This window comes from Acinetobacter rudis (assembly GCF_031157835.1).
In the GTDB taxonomy this organism is placed as follows: Bacteria; Pseudomonadota; Gammaproteobacteria; order Pseudomonadales; family Moraxellaceae; genus Acinetobacter; species Acinetobacter rudis_A.
Map to the genome: position 1 here is coordinate 1 of NZ_JAVIDR010000031.1, position 16,387 is coordinate 16,387.

12 protein-coding genes are annotated in these 16,387 nt (G+C 37.8%); 11 read left to right on the forward strand and 1 reads right to left on the reverse strand.

The window, feature by feature from the left end:
• The first annotated feature begins 249 nt into the window (after window positions 1-249).
• The 11 genes from RFH42_RS16165 (at window position 250) to RFH42_RS16215 (ending at window position 16,189) form a co-directional block, all read left to right on the forward strand.
• Window positions 250-783, forward strand: a complete 534-nt coding sequence (locus RFH42_RS16165; RefSeq protein ID WP_308976923.1) for an RNA polymerase sigma factor — start codon at window positions 250-252, stop codon at window positions 781-783.
• 1 nt (window position 784) lies between these two features.
• Window positions 785-1,663 (forward strand): FecR family protein, encoded by an 879-nt coding sequence (locus RFH42_RS16170; RefSeq protein WP_308976924.1) that lies wholly within the window; start codon window positions 785-787, stop codon window positions 1,661-1,663.
• Window positions 1,664-1,739: 76 nt separating this feature from the next.
• Window positions 1,740-4,946: a TonB-dependent receptor gene (locus RFH42_RS16175; RefSeq protein WP_308976925.1), complete on the forward strand. Its 3,207-nt coding sequence runs from the start codon at window positions 1,740-1,742 to the stop codon at window positions 4,944-4,946.
• A 306-nt stretch (window positions 4,947-5,252) separates the two neighbouring features.
• On the forward strand, window positions 5,253-5,981 hold the full coding sequence (locus RFH42_RS16180; protein WP_308976927.1) for a Slam-dependent surface lipoprotein: 729 nt from the start codon (window positions 5,253-5,255) through the stop codon (window positions 5,979-5,981).
• 87 nt (window positions 5,982-6,068) lie between these two features.
• Window positions 6,069-7,550: a surface lipoprotein assembly modifier gene (locus RFH42_RS16185; protein ID WP_445596581.1), complete on the forward strand. Its 1,482-nt coding sequence runs from the start codon at window positions 6,069-6,071 to the stop codon at window positions 7,548-7,550.
• A gap of 487 nt (window positions 7,551-8,037) precedes the next feature.
• Window positions 8,038-9,627 (forward strand): peptide chain release factor 3, encoded by a 1,590-nt coding sequence (locus RFH42_RS16190; protein WP_308976928.1) that lies wholly within the window; start codon window positions 8,038-8,040, stop codon window positions 9,625-9,627.
• 103 nt (window positions 9,628-9,730) lie between these two features.
• Entirely contained in the window at window positions 9,731-10,549 is an 819-nt protein-coding gene (locus tag RFH42_RS16195) for a hypothetical protein (protein WP_308976929.1), read from the forward strand.
• Window positions 10,550-10,639: 90 nt separating this feature from the next.
• On the forward strand, window positions 10,640-11,605 hold the full coding sequence (locus RFH42_RS16200; RefSeq protein WP_308976930.1) for an RsiV family protein: 966 nt from the start codon (window positions 10,640-10,642) through the stop codon (window positions 11,603-11,605).
• A gap of 20 nt (window positions 11,606-11,625) precedes the next feature.
• On the forward strand, window positions 11,626-12,447 hold the full coding sequence (locus RFH42_RS16205; RefSeq protein WP_308976931.1) for a TatD family hydrolase: 822 nt from the start codon (window positions 11,626-11,628) through the stop codon (window positions 12,445-12,447).
• Window positions 12,448-12,611: 164 nt separating this feature from the next.
• Complete coding sequence (acnA, locus tag RFH42_RS16210) at window positions 12,612-15,368, forward strand: aconitate hydratase AcnA (RefSeq protein WP_308976935.1); 2,757 nt, start codon at window positions 12,612-12,614, stop codon at window positions 15,366-15,368.
• Window positions 15,369-15,568: 200 nt separating this feature from the next.
• Window positions 15,569-16,189 (forward strand): GrpB family protein, encoded by a 621-nt coding sequence (locus tag RFH42_RS16215; RefSeq protein WP_308976936.1) that lies wholly within the window; start codon window positions 15,569-15,571, stop codon window positions 16,187-16,189.
• A gap of 54 nt (window positions 16,190-16,243) precedes the next feature.
• Here RFH42_RS16215 and RFH42_RS16220 read toward each other — a convergent pair.
• Window positions 16,244-16,387 (reverse strand): zinc ribbon domain-containing protein (locus RFH42_RS16220; RefSeq protein ID WP_308976939.1); only part of this gene is annotated, 144 nt, incomplete at its 5' end.

Consider the following 16,387-nt stretch of genomic DNA (forward strand, 5'->3'; position numbering starts at 1 on the left):
ATCTAGCATCTTACAATGTTTGTCTTTTATGCGTAATTTAAGGGTTTTCATAGCCAAATTATAGCAATTTAATATACTAAAAGCCTTGTAGCATAAGGTTAAGCGATGAAATGTGTCATATGGCTTACGCCAGTCGCTTATATCCTCACCCTGAACGATGAGGTTTTACGCTCCATCGGATAAAAAATTAGATTGTCAAAGATCAATCATTTTATGATAATGATAATCATTTTTATTATTGGTGGCGATATGGCTAATTCTGCATTGTCTGGCAGCGGAGATCTTGTTCAATACTATGATGAGTTAGTAGATTATATCAGTGTGAGAATAGGAAATAGGCAAATCGCTAAGGATGTTGTACAAGAGACTTATTTGCGTGTGTTTCAACGTCCAGAACAATTTAATAATTTAGTACAACCTATCGCTTTTTTAAAGAAGGTGAGTATTCATATTGCTTTTGATTTTTTAAAAAAAGATAAAAACTATAAGCAATTCTTTGAACATATCGATGCTCAAGATAGAGATGAAATCGAGCACTTTGCTCATGATTATCTGCTCTCAGAGCAGGAATTGAATGTAGCAAGAGCACAATATACAGAGCGAATCTTACAGACAATTTCACGTTTGGCACCAGTATGTCAGGATGTTTTTTTATTGGTGCAATTTCATGGCATGACACAAGTTGAAGTGGCCAAACAATTGGGTATTTCGAGAACAATGGTAATTAAGCATTTTACTCGCGCATTACAGCACTTTACTGTGGTTTTTCATGAGCAAAATTAAGATGAAACTTAAAATAAGTCATACCATTTCTGAGCCACCAAACCTGCAAGAAGTACAACGTAGACTAGCTGATTTTGAAGATGATGTCTTACCCTATTTGCCTTCGAAAGAGGCTATTCTGGCAAGAGCCAAACAAAGACAATTGAAGAAAAAGGCTTTAGGCGGAACATTTCTTTCATTATTGGCGGTGCTATGCGGTGTGTATTGGTACAACCCAGCGTATGAACACTATCAAGTGAAAACGCTAAAAGGCCAGCAGGAATTATTTTATTTATCAGATGGTACAACCATACATTTAAATACAGACACGCAAATAGAAGTGATTGAAGGATTGCGAAGTCGGGTACTGGTATTGCAACAGGGTGAAGCAAGTTTTCATGTTGCACATTCATCATCTCCGATTTTAAAGCGCTTTGAACGGCAATTTAAAGTGGTTGCAGGTGATATGCAGGTTATTGATATTGGAACAGTATTTAATGTTCTAAAACATAACCAAACAGATGCTACTGTTGCTGTAGAACAAGGTGAGGTTGCAGTGACCACGAAAGGCTCTAATCAGAATATGATTCATCTCATACAGGGGCAGTCATTAAGTAATCAAAAGCAACAGTTAAGCAGGGTACATCAAGTTGATCTCTATACAGTGAAGGCATGGCAGTCTGGGGATATTGTATTTAATCAAGTGCCTTTATTGGATGCAATTAAAAGTTTTCAAAGATATACCGATTTTGATGTCGAAATACAAAATCCAGCTTTACAGACCATACGCATTACAGGTCAGTTTAAGGCACAGAATTATCAGAAATTTATGCAGGTGCTCCCAATTGTAGTGGAGCTCAATGTTGAGAAATTATCAGATAAAAAATGGAAAATTAAATAAATAATAAAAATAGGTTTACATATGGTCAGTGCCAATCGTCATAGTAAATAAGAATCATTTTTACTTGGGTGGAGTCATGGGGGCGTTGAAACGGAAAATTGGCCGAGCTAAAGGGTTTAAATCTAGACGAAATACACTGAGTTTAGTTATGGCTGCCATGATTTATTCAACCTCAGTGCAAGCACAAAATGTTTTTCTAGACCTGCCGAGCCAATCATTACAACAGTCTATTCAACAGCTTGCGCAAAAAAGTGGTATTGAAATTATTGTGGCAACACAGAAAATTCAAATTAGAACCGCACCAAAGCTTAAGGGGAATATGTCTGTAGATCAGGCATTGGCATCTTTATTAGAAAACTCAGGGCTAATTGTTAAAAAGCAGGGCAGTGTTTATGTCATCGTGGAGGCAGAGAGTGTTTCCACTCCTGCTGTATCGGCGCAAATAGCTCAAACCGAAGTTGAGCCGCTGAATCAAACAGATGCATCAATGTTGCAGATGCAAACAATTACGCTTTATGCGGAAAAGGACCGTGATAGTAAGGGGTATGATGATGTTTATGAAAAAAACTTTTCAAGCCATTATGCGGGTAAAGATGCAATTGAGCGTTTTAAAGGGACTACACCTTCAGATTTATTAAAAGGAATGTCTAATGTATATAGTGGAGATGCAAGAAATAGTGGTGCGCTTGATCCCAACATTCGAGGAATGCAAGGACAAGGGCGTGTTCCAGTAACTATTGATGGCACAGAGCAATCCCTGACGGTTTGGCGTGGTTATAATGGGGCGAATAGCCGCAGCTACATTGACCCTAATTTAATTAGTTCTTTGCAAGTTGTTAAAGGTGCTGGGTTAAACAGTGAGGTCAAAACTGGAATAGCCGGTGGTGTTGCTGCAAAAACTTTACAGGTCGATGATATTATTCGGGCTGGAGAACAATACGGTGCAGAAATAAGAATAGAAGGTGCAAATAATACTACAAAGCAACGTTTACCCGCCTCGTATGCAGGTCAAGATTATCGCGATGTGATGGATCAATTGGGAAAAACTGGCTGGACAAATGTGTATGAAGATCCTTTAACTACAGTTCAACCAAAAAATCGTTCTGATCAGGACTTATATCATTTACAAGATCAAGCACTGCGTATAGCAGTTGCAACAAAACAAGATCGTTTTGATCTTTTGGCTGCCTATGCCTATAGAAATAGGGGTAATTATTTTGCTGGTAAAAAAGGCAGTGATCATTTTGTCGATCCGAGTCTAAATGCAGATGAAAATGTTATGGTGCCTAATATGGCAAAATATTATCTACCAAATGGTGAGGTAACAAATAGCTCAAGCAAAATGGAGTCTTATTTATTAAAAGGAACTTGGCGACCAACAGATGATCAAGCCCTACAATTGACCTATAGAGACTCAAGCAATCAGTATGGCGAGATTATGCCTTCTCGTATTTGGTGGTATACATTAGATGGTTTACCTCAATGGCCATTGAGTGAGGTAAAAAGTAAAGCATACAATTTAGAATATAAAATTAATCCTGAAAACCAGCGTTGGCTAAACTTAAAATTAAATTTATGGCAAACCGATACAGACTCTAAGACATATAGTTCTGGTGGATTTGTAAATACTGTAATTGGTGGTTTTGATAACGTCTATTCGTTTTGTAATCCAAATCAAGCCGCATTAACGCCGAGCCAACTCGCGAACTATCAACGGCTATGTACAATGTATACGAATATATATGGTGAAGGGAGAACCCCCAATAAGTCATTTATCATTCAAGATACCGCTTATACGCGTTCCAAAAATACACGTAGAGGTGTCAGTTTAAGTAATCAATTACAAATCAGGGAGAATTTAAATCTGACTTTGGGCGCAGATTTGAGCAAAGAAAAATTAACTACAGATGATGAATATGTGAATGATCAAACCTCTTCTGGTGTTAACTTTAGAATGCTACCCCGAGCCGGGCGCCGTACAGAAAACCAGTACTATTTTAATTTTGATTGGCAACCAACTTCTTGGTTAAATTTAAGTGCTGGAGCAAAGTCTGTATCTTATTGGTCATTCGATGATTATTTAAATCAATCGAGTGGTGGAATAAACAAGTTTGAAAAGGAAGTCGGCAAGGAAATAGAGCTGCATTATAATTCAACTTATACCGAAGATGATTATAAAGCTGATGTTGCTGCTTATGAGGAAAAATATAATACCCAGATTGATCCAACGTGGAATGAGCTTTATCGAAATAAAATAGGCACTACTGTTGCTAAAACTCAAAACTATCAATGGAATGCAGATCAAACTACGGGTAAATATAGTGCATCAACTAATCCCTTACTAAATGGTAGTGTTGATATTTCCAATATTAAATCAAATATTACAGATGTGTGGCTAAAATCTATTAAAGAGAATACTCAAGAAGAAGTTGTAAAGAAAAAAGATCATAAAAACTGGGCACCATCATTATCTGCATCTATACAGCTTAATAAAAATAATAGGCTTTATATTAACTACAATGAAGCATATCGATTACCAAGTTTATTTGAAACAACATTAGGCTTTTCTGCTTCTCAATCTGGATACAATTTAAAGCCAGAACATGCACGAAACTGGGAAGTTGCCTATGTTTATAATATGGCGGAATTATTAAAAATAAATGATGGGTTTGCAGACTTTAAAATCGCTTACTTTAATAATAAAACTAAAGATGTAATCGAGAGAAATAGTCGATTAGTATTTAATAATATAGATAAACAAAAAATTGCAGGATGGGAGCTTGCTAGTCGATACGATAATGGCAAGTTCTTTGGTGATTTATCTTTGGTTTGGAATAAACAAAATACAGTATGTGACGAAAGCTCTGGTTTATTGTTAGATGGCTATACTGCTTCAGGAGTGAATACAAGTGATAGGTGTGTAGACTATGGTTTTGCTGCAGGATATTTAGTAAATATGGCTTTACCCGAATATCAAGCAAATTTAACTTTGGGTACACGTTTACTTGATAATAAATTAGAGTTAGGGACGCGCATTTCTTATTTTGAAAAATTTGAAAACCCATATTTAAATGTAAAAGATGTTTCATGGTTTAATCAGCCATTACAGTGGCGTGATACTTGGACTGTCGATGCTTATGCAAACTATAAGCATAATGATCGGCTTGGTTTTGATTTGGTTGGTACAAATATAATGAATCAATATTATTTAGACCCCATTAGTCGTTCTGCAACTCCAGCCCCAGGTCGTACAATAAGAGTTGGAGTTAATTATAAATTTTAAAATAAAATAGTTTTAATTTTAAATAATTCAATCAGCTTATTTATAATAAGTTGATTGGATTTATTTTGTCTAAAAAAAGAGAAAAATAATAATGATTAAAATATCAATATAAGGCTTGCACAAAAATATTAAATACACTAAATTTAAATTACAAAATACAAATGATAATCATTATCATGTATTTTCTTTAACGCTCTAGTTTATTTATTTCTTACTACACAAAGTCAATGTGGGAAATAAATAAGATATTAGAGATGTTACTGCAACACGTTCAATTTTAATCAATTAAAATGAAGGATACTTAATATGCAACTTAAACAAATATCACTTGCTGTCATTACTTCTTTGGGCGTTATTGGATCTGCACATGCTGCAATTGGAAAAAGTCAAAGCGATACAAGCAATCTAATTCTTTCATCAACAGCTGTCCAAGCAGGTGTAAATGGGGTATTAGGTGGTGCAACTGTCGATTTTTCTCACTTTAAAATGTTGGGTGCTGATGCGAATGGGGTTTATCATTTCTCAGGTTCAGATATTCCTGTTCCATCTCACCAAGGTTTAGGTGTTTGGGATTTTAAGCAAATTGGTTCAAAGAATATTTATTTTGGTGAGTGGGCAAAAGAAGTTAAAGATAGTGCTGGAAAATATACTAAACAAGCAGACACAGCAACACACACAGTATTTTATACCGGCGATAATGCTGATAAAAGCATTAGCTCAACAGGTACAGCAAACTATACTGTTACAGGTCTAAATAATGGCAACCATTATGCAGGAACTTATACTGCTGATTTTGGTGCAAAAACATTGACTGGTACATTAAGTAATGGCAGCAATACTTTTAACCTTGGTAATGCCAGTATTAATGCTTCTAATGCAACAATAAGTGGTCATAACGCTTCTTGGTCTGGTAGTAGTTTAAATGCAACAGGAGGAACTGTTTCAGGGCAGTTCTTTAATAATCAGCAAGATTTAGCAGGTATTGCACAGTTTGCCGATAAAACCAAGGATATTGCTTTTGGTGGTTCAAAATAATAATGAGATCAGATGAAAGATTTGTTTAAACAAATCTTTCTCTCACTAAATTTGAATGACTAAATGGATAATCAAGTTGTGAAAAAAATAAATGCGCTCTATCTTTTGATGCTTGTATCTTTATCTTTGCCGCTTTACGCAGCAGATGATAGCGATACAAGATTGAGATTAGATCAGGGGCTATTACAGCAAAATATAGAACAACAACAAAGCTTAATTGAACAACAAAAACAAGATCAAATACCGACCATGATCATTGATGGTGAAATTATAAAAGTTGAAAACAATCTAGATGATCTTGGTCGTGCTTTATATATTGCCGTGATGCAAAAGCAGTGGTCGGTAGCCAAGATTTATTTAGAACGTTATGAAAAACTTGAAGCTTACGATGTGTCCTTACAGAAATTTGCTCAGGCTGCATTGGCTCGTGTGGCAGGTCAATTAGATCAGGCTGAACAGTCTTTTCAACAGGCCCTAACCCTACAACCAAATAACAGTATGATTAAGCTAGAGCTTGCAAGGTTGTATACTGAGCGACAAAAAAACCAACAGGCTAAACAATTATTTTCTGAGGTTAAGCAACAACTACAGCATACAGATGATGTTCTAACCCAAAACATTATAAAAACTATAGATGTTTATTTAGAGGGCTTAAATAAGAGGGATGCTTGGCAAGGGAGTATTAGTCTTGGAGCCCGTTATGCAACGAATATTAATAGCGCATCGGATCAAAGTGTAACTTGGACGGTTTATGGTTTCGATCAAGAGGGTAATCGTATTCCGATTGAGCAAAGAACAAAGGGTACAGCAGATGCAATTAATGCTCAGGCCCTAGATTATGAGGCAGCTTTAAATAAACGTTGGTCTTTACGTGATTATCATGGTATTGCCCTGAAGGTTATTGCTTATGGTCGTGCTTATGAAGGCTATAAAGATTTTAATGAAATGACATTAAATATGAATGCAGGATATAGCTATCAAGACCAATATAATCAACTGCTCATTGCCCCAACATTTGAACACCGCAGATATCAAAATAAGAGTTTGTCAAATGCTTGGGGTGGGAGAGTAGAGTGGATGCACTTTCTTGGCCCCGATCGAGCTTTTAAGCTAGAAGGAGAGATTAAAGATATAGATCATGTTTTATATTCAAATCAGAGCGGTATTGAGAGTTCTGCTTATGCGACCTTTTGGAAAGTACTGGCTAAGCAATGGACTATATTTGGTGGGGTAGATTTTGTTGACCACAACAGTGAAGAAGTTTATTTCACAGCCTATCAACAACAAGGCTTACGGATGGGTTTGAGTAAACAATTTTCCCAAGGTTTTAATACTACGCTTTTTAGCTCATTTCGTTGGCGTCAGTACGATCAATTTAATCAAGTATTAGAAGCTAAACGTAATGATTTTGAACAGAATTATATATTAATGCTGAGTATCCCAAGGTGGGAGTTTTATGGCATGACACCAAGTTTGATGTATCAATACAATAAGAATAACAGTAACGTCGAATGGTTATATTCTTATGATAAACATAATGTCAGTTTGAAGCTGGAATATCGGTTTTAGTACGATGGGTGCAATGATGTCATTTAGCACCCATTATTTTTTAATATTTTGAATACAATGAATCGAATAAGATTGATGCTGATGAAAAGAATAACAAAGAAAATTACAAAGTAAATGAGTGTGGCAGTGAGAGTCGCTGCAAGGTCTAATTTGCAAATGGGAGATTCACTATACCAATATTCAACTAGACAATAATTGGAATAAACAGGAGAGATTTTTGCCAAATATATAGGGCAGAGCGAAAGCAATAAGGCGATGATTGAGATAATTAGAATATGTTTGAACATTGTTATGAAATCGAACTGCTAGAGTTGCAAGGGCTGTGATGATTCTAACAAAATGGCCTGATCGATTGAAGATAGAAGCTCAGCACGTATTGATATACAATGTGCGCAATTTTAGAATTTTCCCATCACATTTGGTCTGGTTAAAGCTATTGAACTCAATATGCTTGGCTTGCGGTGTGAGTATCAAGCAGATTTAACTTATGTTTAAAGATCAGTTAGCTAAAGAAGTTGCTTCGCGCAGAACTTTTGCCATTATTTCTCACCCGGATGCGGGTAAAACCACCATGACTGAAAAACTTTTGTTGTGGGGGAAAGCCATTCAGGTTGCCGGCATGGTGAAAAGCCGTAAGTCTGATCGTGGTGCAACTTCAGATTGGATGGAAATGGAAAAAGAACGTGGGATTTCGATTACCACTTCTGTGATGCAGTTTCCTTATAAAGCTCACATGATCAATCTACTTGATACACCGGGGCATGAAGATTTCTCTGAAGATACGTATCGTACATTAACAGCAGTAGACTCTGCTTTAATGGTTATTGATGGTGCAAAAGGTGTCGAGGATCGTACGATTAAGTTAATGGAAGTGTGTCGTATGCGTGACACACCTATTATTTCCTTTGTCAATAAAATGGACCGTGAAATTCGTGAGCCGTTGGAGCTGTTAGACGAGATTGAAAATGTCTTAAAAATCCAATGTGTACCTTTGACTTGGCCATTGGGTATGGGGCGTGACTTTGCTGGTGTATATAGTCTGCTCGATAATAAATTTTATGTATATAAAGCTGGCTTCGGTTCGACTATTACTGAAATTGAAGTTCGTGAAGGTTATGACCATGCCGATTTGCGTGACAAGGTAGGTGAGTTAGCCTTTGCTGCTTTTGAAGAATCTTTAGAATTGGTGCAAATGGCGAATGAGCCTTTAGATCGTGAATTGTTTTTACAAGGTAAACAAACACCAGTTTTATTTGGTACCGCTTTGGGTAACTTTGCTGTTGACCATGTTTTAGATACTTTCTTGGCATGGGCTCCTTCTCCAAAAGCACATCCAACAAAAGAGCGTGTCGTTGAAGCGACTGAAAGTGGCTTCTCTGGTTTTGTCTTTAAAATTCAAGCCAATATGGACCCAAAACACCGTGACCGTATCGCATTTATGCGTATTTGCTCAGGTAAGTATGAAAAAGGTCTAAAAATGAACCATGTACGTATTGGTAAAGATGTACGTATTAGTGATGCTTTGACTTTCTTGGCTGGTGAGCGTGAACAGCTTGAAGAAGCTTGGCCAGGCGACATTATTGGTTTACATAACCACGGTACAATTCAAATTGGTGATACTTTTAGTTCAGGTGAAAATTTACACTTCACGGGTATTCCTCATTTTGCTCCAGAAATGTTCCGTCGAGTACGTTTGAAAGATCCTCTGAAGTCAAAACAATTACAGAAGGGGCTTAAAGAACTCTCAGAAGAGGGTGCAACACAAGTCTTTATGCCACAAATCAGTAATGATTTGATTGTTGGTGCGGTTGGGGTACTTCAGTTTGATGTTGTTGCTTACCGACTCAAAGAAGAATACAAAGTGGATTGTATTTATGAACCAGTAAATATCAACACTGTACGTTGGGTATCATGCAGTGATGAGAAGAAATTTAATGAGTTCAAGAAAAAAGCCCACGATCAGTTATCTGTAGATGGTGGTGGTCACTTAACATATTTGGCACCAAGCCGTGTAAATTTACAGCTTATGCAGGAACGTTATCCTGATATCGAGTTCCGTTCGACACGTGAACATTGATCACGATTTAGCTTGAATTGCATAAACTTATCTATAAAACAGCTTCTTTAGGGAGCTGTTTTTGTTTTAATATTCTTTCATTTGACGGTTGGATAAAAACAAGATGAAACTTAAACAGCTGAGCGTATTATTGGCCGTAACTAGCTTAATAGGGTTGTTGGTGGGCTGTGATTCCAACAATAAACCTGAGCAGCTCAGCCGTTCAGAAAGTTCAACACAACAACAGCCAGAACAAGTCTTACCTTATCTTGATGTGCAGCAGCAACCATTACTTGAGGGTTTGCCTGCATGTGAAAAGAAAGCTTGTGTTGATTTTTCTATACAGACTTTACATACCCAAGATGTTTGGTTAAATGATTGGATCGCACAGCGGCTTGCAAATGTGATTGCTTTACAGGTCGGGCAGAATAATCCAGTGAATTTATCTCAGTCTCTAATTAGCTATGCGGAAAAGTCACAGGAGTGGCAAAAAGAGTTTGATCAAAATCAGCCATTTAAATTATCCATTCAAAGTAAAATTGCAGCACAACGCAATCAATATGTGCTCTTACAATTGGCTGTTGATAGTCAACAAGGTGATACTCATGTGACACAACGCCAGTATTTTAATGTGGCGGATCGTAAACTTAAACGTAGTATTAACTTGATTGAAATTGTAAAACAGCAACAGATTAAGCAACTCGATCAATGGGTGCAAAAAGAATATAACGCTTGGTTGAAGAAGCAGAACAAGGTGGCCCGAGCTAGTAGTGAAAAGCATTTAGATTGGAAAAATGCTGATTGGTTCTTTGACCATGAGGGAATTGGTTTACATTATCGGATGAATCAGATCGCAATAGATGCCAATCCATTAGATATTTATTTGACACGTAAACAAACGCAAGACATCTTAAAAGATGATATCTTTCAAGCAATGTTTTAATTATTGTGACAAAACTAAGTTGAGTGTGCAGACATTGCCCGTTAGTCTGTAATCACACTTTAAGTGATAAAGAATTTAAAGGTTAGACTCATGACAAATACTAAAACAACATTAGTGCTTACCATTTTATGTGCAAGCGTCACTTTAACTGCGTGTCAGCCTAAAAAAACAGAGCAAAGTGTTGATGAAACAGCAGTGGTTACATCTCAAGCAGTTGAAGCACCTCGTCCTAGTCTGCAAGGTGAGACTGAAAAACTTTTATTAGACTTACCTGCGTGTAAAGGGAAAACGTGTCCTGAGTTATCTGTTGAGCGTTTAAAAAGCAATCAACCGGTTTTGGATCAACTGATTGATCAAGCAATTGTGACTGAGATGAGTCAAATGCTCTCTATTGTGGAACAACCCAAAAACAATCATGTTGCAAGAAAAACGACAGATCAAGAAAATGCGAGTATGGTGGCTGCAACACCAACAGCATTACAACAACTGACGGATAAAGTATTGCCTTATCGAAATGCGTTCTTGGCGGTTGATCAAGAGTTAAAAGATAAAGGTGTTTCGCATAAAATTAGTTTGAATATTAGCCCAAGAATATTGAATACTGAGGCACCACTGGCCACAGTCGTACTAAATAGTAGTAGCTATATGGGAGGTGCTCATGGCAGCTCTTCTCAATATTATTTTAATTTCGACTTGGATAGACAAAAAGCTGTCAAACTTGCCGACTTGTTGGAAAATAATCAACGTGGTGCATTGGAAAAACTGGTTTATCAACAGTTTAAGAAATGGGTGTTAGATTCCAAATTGGCAACTAACGTGGTGGAGTATGAACAAGTTTGGAAATTTAGTTTAACAGACAATTTTTATTTGGGTAAACAAGGGTTAATTTTGCAGTATGGTGAATATGAGATTGGACCTTATGCAATTGGGTTACCACGCTTTGAAATTCCTTATGCTGAGTTACATGGAATTGTAAAGTCAGAGTATTTGCCTAAAGTAGCTGTTGCTGAGTCTGCTGCAAGTGGCGTGCATGCCAGTACAGTCTCTTCGTCTTAATACGATTTAGCGTTAAACTTGTGTTTGATACTCATACGCATTTTGATATTCATGATTTTGATCATGATCGCCAGCAACTTGCACATGCTGCGAAAGTTGCTGGTGTTGAGGCATTGGTGCTGATTGGTATTCTCGCAGAAGGCTTTTCGAATCTTATTGATACGCATGTGATGATCAATCAATGGCCGCAAGCACCACGAAGTTATTTGGCGCCAGGTTTACATCCTTTCTATATTGAACAGCACCAATTTCAGCATTTAGAACAATTAGAAAATATTTTGCAGCAGCATGATTGTGTTGCTATTGGAGAAATTGGTTTAGATACCTTCTTAAAACATCATAAACAGTCCGTATTATTTGAACGACAACAGACATTTTTTGCGGCACAGCTTGAGTTGGCACAGCAATATCACAAGCCTGTTTTATTACATATTCGCAAGTCACATGCCGATGTTATTGCTCAATTAAAACGGCATAAGTTTCTTTTTGGCGGAATTGCACACGCTTTTAGTGGTGGGGTGGAAGAAGCTAAGGCACTGATAAAAATTGGTTTTAAAATTGGTATTACTGGGCAAGTCACTAATCCTAATGCAAAGAAACTTCATCAAGTGATTCATGCTATAGGGGCAGAGCACTTAGTCATTGAGACGGATTGTCCAGATATGACACCTCTTTGTTGTCAACAAAGCAATCAAACACGTACGCGAAATACACCAGAAAATTTGGTGTATATACAAGCAGCATTGGCGACCTTACTCAATATGCCAGAGGCACAATTAGCTGCAATTTTATGGAAAAACTCCTTAGCCGCATTGCACTTAGACAGCGTTGTTCTTTGTTAAGATTTGATCTTTTAGTCATTTTATTTGTTATGCTATTTTTTGTATGCTTTTTAAGCAACCAAGTTGTCATTACGAATTTAACAACAATGTAAAGTTACTAAATAAAGAACAAAGTACAGTGCCAGTCAGTCTTGCAGCATAGAGGCCACCAAGGAGCAAAGGCGATGTCTAAATACAGCCAACTCAATATATTGGATACTCTTACACCGCTTCAAGTGGGGGAGTATGAGTATCAGATTTTTAGTTTAGTGAAAGCAGAGCAAAAGTTAGGTTCACTCCATCGATTACCTAAATCCCTAAAAGTATTATTAGAGAATTTATTGCGCTTTGCAGATCAACCTGAAGATAGCCTAAAACATATCGAGGCAATCTTTGCTTGGCAACAACAACAGAATATATCTCATGAAATTGAATATCGTCCTGCACGCGTTCTCATGCAAGATTTTACGGGTGTGCCTGCTGTAGTTGATTTAGCTGCCATGCGTGAAGCAGTGGCTCAGGCAGGAGGGGATCCTGAGCAGATTAATCCATTGTCACCCGTTGATCTTGTGATTGATCACTCGGTAATGGTAGATGCTTATGCCAGTGCACATGCATTTGCAGATAATGTGCATTTGGAAATGCAACGCAATGCTGAACGTTATCAATTTTTACGTTGGGGGCAAACTGCATTTGAACAATTTAGAGTTGTACCTCCAGGAACCGGGATTTGTCATCAAGTAAACTTAGAATACTTAGCTACTGTGGTGACAACACAGCAAGATCAAGGGCAGACTTTCGCATTTCCTGATACGTTACTTGGAACCGATTCTCATACCACTATGATTAATGGTCTTGGTGTTTTGGGGTGGGGTGTGGGGGGGATTGAGGCTGAAGCCGCAATGTTGGGACAGCCTATTTCTATGCTTATTCCTGAAGTGGTTGGGTTTAAGTTAACTGGAAAACTTGCTGAGGGAATGACAGCAACAGATTTAGTTTTAACGATTACACAAATGTTGCGTCAAAAAGGTGTTGTCGGGAAGTTTGTTGAGTTCTATGGTGATGGTTTGGCTGATTTGCCTTTAGCTGACCGTGCAACGATAGCAAACATGGCACCTGAGTATGGAGCAACCTGTGGTTTTTTCCCAGTTGACCAAGTCACTCTTGATTATATGCGTTTAACTGGCCGAAGTAGTGAAACGGTGGCTCTTACAGAGGCATATTGTAAGTTACAAGGACTTTGGCGTGAGGTAGGGGATGAACCTATCTTTAGCGATCATTTAAGTCTTGATATGAGTAAAGTGGTTGCAAGTGTTGCGGGACCAAAACGTCCTCAAGATAGAGTGGTCTTGACTGATGTAGCAAAAACTTTCCAAGCTTTATCTGATTTGGAGTTAAAGCCAAATAAAGATGAACAAGAACGTTTACTGAATGAGGGGGGGACAACAGCAGTTGATGCTCATCATACAAATTCTACTTCTGCTGCATATTGTGAGTTAGACGGAAAACGTTATCCATTACAAAGTGGAGATGTCGTCATAGCAGCAATTACCTCATGTACCAACACTTCTAATCCGAGTGTAATGTTGGCAGCTGGTTTGTTAGCAAAAAAAGCAGTAGAGAAAGGTTTACAACGGAAGGCTTGGGTAAAAAGCTCATTAGCACCAGGTTCTAAAGTGGTCACGGATTATTTGCAAGCATCAGGATTGATGCCATATTTAGAGCAGTTGGGTTTTAATCTTGTCGGCTATGGTTGTACAACATGTATTGGTAACTCAGGGCCTTTACTGAAATCGATTGAAGATGCAATTTCGTGCCATGATTTGAATGTTTCATCGGTGTTGTCAGGGAATCGTAATTTTGAGGGGCGTGTACATCCTTTAGTCAAAAGTAATTGGCTGGCTTCTCCACCTTTAGTTGTTGCTTTTGCTTTGGCTGGAAATATCCGTACAGACTTAACACAGGCGGTTTTGGGTGTGGATGCAAATGGTCAGAAAATTTATCTTAAGGACATTTGGCCAAGTCAGCAGGAAATTGATCAAGCTGTAGCATTTGTGAATACACAAATGTTTAAACACCAATATGCTGAGGTTTTTAAAGGTGATGAGCAATGGCAAGCCATTCAAATTCCAGCAAGCAAAACATATGTGTGGCAGAGTGATTCAACATATATACGTCATCCGCCATTTTTCGAGAATATTGATAAACCTGCTGAGGCTTTAGAAGATATTCGGCAGGCGCGTATTTTGGCTGTACTTGGTGATTCAGTAACCACTGACCATATTTCACCTGCGGGTAATATAAAAGCACAAAGTCCTGCTGGCGAATATCTGCTTGAGCATGGTGTCCGTGCAGAAAATTTTAACTCCTATGGCTCTCGTCGTGGAAACCATGAAGTCATGATGCGTGGTACTTTTGCCAATGTACGCATTAAGAATGAAATGCTTGATGGTGTTGAAGGTGGGTATACTCTTTATATTCCTGAAGCTAAACAAATGTCTATTTATGATGCTGCAATGCGTTATCAGGCAGATGCTACACCTTTGGTTATTGTGGCGGGTAAAGAATACGGTACAGGCTCTTCACGTGATTGGGCTGCTAAAGGCACCAATTTACTTGGTGTTAAGGCAGTAATAGCAGAAAGCTTTGAGCGAATTCATCGTTCTAATCTTATTGGTATGGGGGTCTTGCCCTTACAATTTCTTCCTCAACAGAGTCGAAAAAGTTGGCAACTTACTGGTCATGAGCAGTTAACTATTCTTGGGATTAGTGCAGGTTTGCAGGCTCAGCAGCAATTGGATGTCGAGTTAATACGAACTGATGGCAGCAAAGAATACTTTAATGTGTTATGTCGAATAGATACAGCGCATGAAGTGGAGTACTTTAAGGCAGGTGGAATTTTGCATTATGTACTCCGTAATCTTTTAGCAAAATCGGTTTAGCCTGACTTTATGCTACTGATCAAGAGCACCGATCTAGTGCTCTTGATCATAAAATTCATCAGTATATTGTTGTTATGTGGTAGGTCACTGTTTTATTGATAAATATCATTTTAATGCACATGCAACTTCAGTGTTTTGTGATCTTTAAAAAGCTAATATAAAGGCTATTGGCTCATGTCCTTTAAAAAGATACAGATTATATGAAATTTAGTGAATTATATCCGACGCTTTCCCTGCAACAACTTGCTGAATTTTCTGAAGGGGATCCTAATGAGAATCCTTGGGTTGCAGGACATCCTCAAGTTGAATCAATTACTTTAAGTGCATATCAGTCGGATTGGCCTCAGCAATTTGAACAAATAAAAACACAAATTGTGGCAGTCTTGGCCGATAAAGTACTGGATATCGTACATGTCGGTTCTACTGCAGTGCTAGATCTTGCTGCTAAACCTGTGATTGATATTGATTTGATTGTTGCAGATCCTCAAGATGAAGCCAGTTATGTTCCAATACTTGAGACACTGGGTTATCACTTGACCATTCGAGAACCGAGTTGGTATCAGCACCGCATGCTGCGTTTGGATCACCCTCGGGTCAATTTACATGTTTTTGCTTTGAACTGTCCTGAACATATCCGTCATGTATTATTTCGTGATTGGTTACTGGATCATGAAGATGATCGTCAACGTTATGCAGATATTAAACAACGTGCTTTGCATGGGGTTGATACCATTCAGACCTACAATCAAAACAAGCAAGCTGTTGTGCGAGATATTTATCAAAAAATTTTTAAAGCTTATCAAATCATTACACCAGATTAATGCATAGAAGCATATTAATGACAGATGAAGTCTGTTGTTGACATCCTCACCCCCTTAAATGAGGGTGATTCCTACTGCTAGACGCTTATGTCCTGAGAAACACTGTTTCGTAAGAAGTATGTTCAGTGCGGAATTTATATCCCGATCCCATGAGCTACCACACTCATGACACTGCCATTCTCTTATTCCAAGCCCTGC

Coding starts and splice junctions, on each gene's coding strand:
- RFH42_RS16200 (WP_308976930.1), top strand. CDS start 10,640: ATGACAAATACTAAAACAACATTAGTGCTTACCATTTTATGTGCAAGC.
- RFH42_RS16175 (WP_308976925.1), top strand. CDS start 1,740: ATGGGGGCGTTGAAACGGAAAATTGGCCGAGCTAAAGGGTTTAAATCT.
- RFH42_RS16215 (WP_308976936.1), top strand. CDS start 15,569: ATGAAATTTAGTGAATTATATCCGACGCTTTCCCTGCAACAACTTGCT.
- RFH42_RS16170 (WP_308976924.1), top strand. CDS start 785: ATGAAACTTAAAATAAGTCATACCATTTCTGAGCCACCAAACCTGCAA.
- RFH42_RS16165 (WP_308976923.1), top strand. CDS start 250: ATGGCTAATTCTGCATTGTCTGGCAGCGGAGATCTTGTTCAATACTAT.
- acnA (WP_308976935.1), top strand. CDS start 12,612: ATGTCTAAATACAGCCAACTCAATATATTGGATACTCTTACACCGCTT.
- RFH42_RS16195 (WP_308976929.1), top strand. CDS start 9,731: ATGAAACTTAAACAGCTGAGCGTATTATTGGCCGTAACTAGCTTAATA.
- RFH42_RS16180 (WP_308976927.1), top strand. CDS start 5,253: ATGCAACTTAAACAAATATCACTTGCTGTCATTACTTCTTTGGGCGTT.
- RFH42_RS16190 (WP_308976928.1), top strand. CDS start 8,038: ATGTTTAAAGATCAGTTAGCTAAAGAAGTTGCTTCGCGCAGAACTTTT.